The organism is Streptomyces incanus (assembly GCF_042656345.1).
Classification (GTDB): domain Bacteria; phylum Actinomycetota; class Actinomycetes; order Streptomycetales; family Streptomycetaceae; genus Streptomyces; species Streptomyces incanus.
In genome coordinates, this window is record NZ_JBHSPC010000015.1 from 1 (window position 1) to 2,383 (window position 2,383).

The window sequence follows — 2,383 nt, forward strand, 5'->3', positions numbered from 1 at the left end:
ATCACCGCCGAGGGGCTACCCCGCCATACCCATCTGACCGTTGAGTTTTCCGGTCAGGGCCTCGGTGACGATCGTGACGTGGTCGGCCTCGGTGGGCGTGTCGTGTTGCCCGGTGGCTGCGTCGCGACGCTCGATTCCATAGCCGCTCGGACCCGGTCAGGGCGCGTCCGTGGCCGCCCGGCCCCGCCGGGACGCTTCGCCCGGACCTGGTCGAGCACCGCGGCGAACTGCGGGCTGTCGCCCCGCCGCCCTGCGGTGGCGACCAACCCCATGAGCTTCCGCCCCTGCTCGCATGCCGCGTGGATCTTCGTCGTCCACCCGCCCCGGGAACGACCCGCCCCGGGAACGACCCAGCCCGTGAGCGGCGGACTCGCCCCCTGGCGGCTCCTTCTGCCCGGCGCTGTCCCGTCGGGCGCCGGCGGCATGCTGGTGCGCCCGCGTGATCGCGGAGTCGATCGAGACTTCCAGCAGATCTGCCCGCCCCCGTCGGCCAGGGTCCGCAGCGCGTCCAGGAGCTGGTTCCAGACGCCCTCGCGCTGGTGACGGCGGAACACCCGATACAGGCTCGACCACGGCCCCTGCCGTTCGGGCACGTCTCGCCACGGGCACCCCGCCCGGACCCGGTGCCGGATCCCGTCGACTTGCCGACGTAGGTTCCGCGCCGGACGACCGCACCCTGCGACCGGCGGCAACGCCTCGACCACCGCCCACGCCCCGTCCGTCAGATCATGCCGTCCAACCGCATCGCCCGCAGGCCCGCAGCATGCCGATCCCGCAGGTCACAAGCCGCCTCCGAACCAGGCCCCAGCCGCGGCGGGTCGTCTTCGATCAGACGGTCGGGTCGGGCATGATCTCCCGGACCTCTTGCGCACAGCGGCACGCGGCAGCGATCTTGGCAGCCCACTCCAGCGCGTCCTCGCGTGAGGGCACATCGATGATCGAGAACCCGCCGAGCACCGCCTTGGTCTCCGGGTACGGGCCGTTGGTGACGGTCCCGTCGGTGGCCACGACGCTTGCCCGCTGCCTTTCCAGTCCACCACCGAAGACCCACACAGCGGCGTCCTGAGCCTGACGCACCACCTCGTGCGAGGCCTCGGCCACCTCGGGCAACTCCTCCTCGGGGAAGGTCATCGCGCCGTCATCGAACGAGATCAGGTACCGCGTCATACATGGCTCCCTCGACCGTTGGCCTCCTGCGGCCGCCTCTCACCCTAGGACGAACGCCTCCCTTCAGAACCGACACTCTCCCCGGCTTCCGAAACAGGCCCTGGGCGATCCGTACCTGTTCCTGCGTGAGGTCACGACCCGGCCGGCCGACGCGCAGCACGGGGTGACCGAACTGGCCCGGCTCCGACGGCGGGTGGTGCGGGACCTCCACGCGCAAGGGATGTCGTACGCACAGATCGCGGCGCGGGCCGGTCTGGCCCCTCGCGAGGGGAGCGCAAGCACGGCGCAATGCTGAGCAGCAAGGCGCCCTCTGTCTGCCTTTTCCCATTCGGCCCGGTTTGCTCGTCATTTCACTTGACGGCTGACTTGGTTGCCGAAAGTGCCGTTGGAACGGGTGGGTAACCTCTTGAATCGCGCATCATTCCTCTACGCTTGCCACGTTTCGCCGGTGACGCGGGAAGACTCTTCTGCTGTTCTCCCAAGGGGAATTGGACGGGAGTTGAGTGATCGTTTTCGTGGTAGAGTTTCTATGAATTCACAGGACGCCGCGAAAAAAGGGGAATGGCGTGAATACCGAGAAGGTCACGGCTCGACGTCTTACGGCCGAAGAGGTTTCGGAGTTGAGTCTCCAGGACGGAATCTTCGTCTCGGCAGAGATGGATGGCCTTCCTCTCGACTGCTACGCCCCGGCTTCCCTTACGGAGCCGGGTAAGAATTTCGAGGGAGGGTCCTTCACCGCGAGGACGATATTCGGTCAGGAGATCCGCGTTCTCCCGGACAATGCCGAAGAGCCCGGGATCTGGGTTGCCGACAAGGCAGGGGAAGAAATCGAGGTTCTCCAGAATGCCGGCGTCCTCCTGAATCTCGCCCTCTTCGTGCCCAACGGGAACAAGGAATCCCTGGAGTCGCTCTACTCCGCCGCCCGGGACGCCTTCGGCGCGGGGATCGTTCAGCGCTGGAGTGAGGAAGTCGTCACGGTGCCGGACGTCAAGGTCGACTTGTTCGAAGAGCCGGCCCGGGGGCGGAAGAACGCGAGCAGCCAGAACCGCGACCGCCGCGCCTTGGACATCTACCCGACCCGCGTGCGATTCATGGAGCCCAGCGATGGCTGGAGGTTCATTGTCGAACCGCACAAAGAGGTCGTCGACGAGACACCGACGATCTGACCTGATGGCAGGTTAGCCTCGGTCCTTCGCGGGAGCCCGTCAGCTTGCTG

Annotated in this window: 3 protein-coding genes and 1 pseudogene; 2 read left to right on the plus strand and 2 right to left on the minus strand. The window is 67.1% G+C overall.

Annotation, left to right across the window (positions count from 1 at the left end; all coding sequences use genetic code 11):
• Window positions 1–53: 53 nt before the first annotated feature.
• Both ACFP2V_RS05740 and ACFP2V_RS05745 read right to left on the minus strand, forming a co-directional pair.
• Window positions 54–725: a transposase gene (locus ACFP2V_RS05740; protein ID WP_381207509.1), complete on the minus strand. Its 672-nt coding sequence runs from the start codon at window positions 723–725 to the stop codon at window positions 54–56.
• 103 nt (window positions 726–828) lie between these two features.
• A complete protein-coding gene (locus ACFP2V_RS05745) occupies window positions 829–1,167 on the minus strand; it encodes a YciI family protein (protein ID WP_381206413.1) in 339 nt (112 codons plus the stop codon).
• A gap of 100 nt (window positions 1,168–1,267) precedes the next feature.
• Here ACFP2V_RS05745 and ACFP2V_RS05750 point away from each other — a divergent pair.
• Window positions 1,268–1,426, plus strand: a pseudogene (locus tag ACFP2V_RS05750) (sigma-70 family RNA polymerase sigma factor); the annotation flags it as partial.
• Window positions 1,427–1,733: 307 nt separating this feature from the next.
• Complete coding sequence (locus ACFP2V_RS05755) at window positions 1,734–2,333, plus strand: hypothetical protein (protein WP_381206416.1); 600 nt, start codon at window positions 1,734–1,736, stop codon at window positions 2,331–2,333.
• Window positions 2,334–2,383 lie beyond the last annotated feature (50 nt).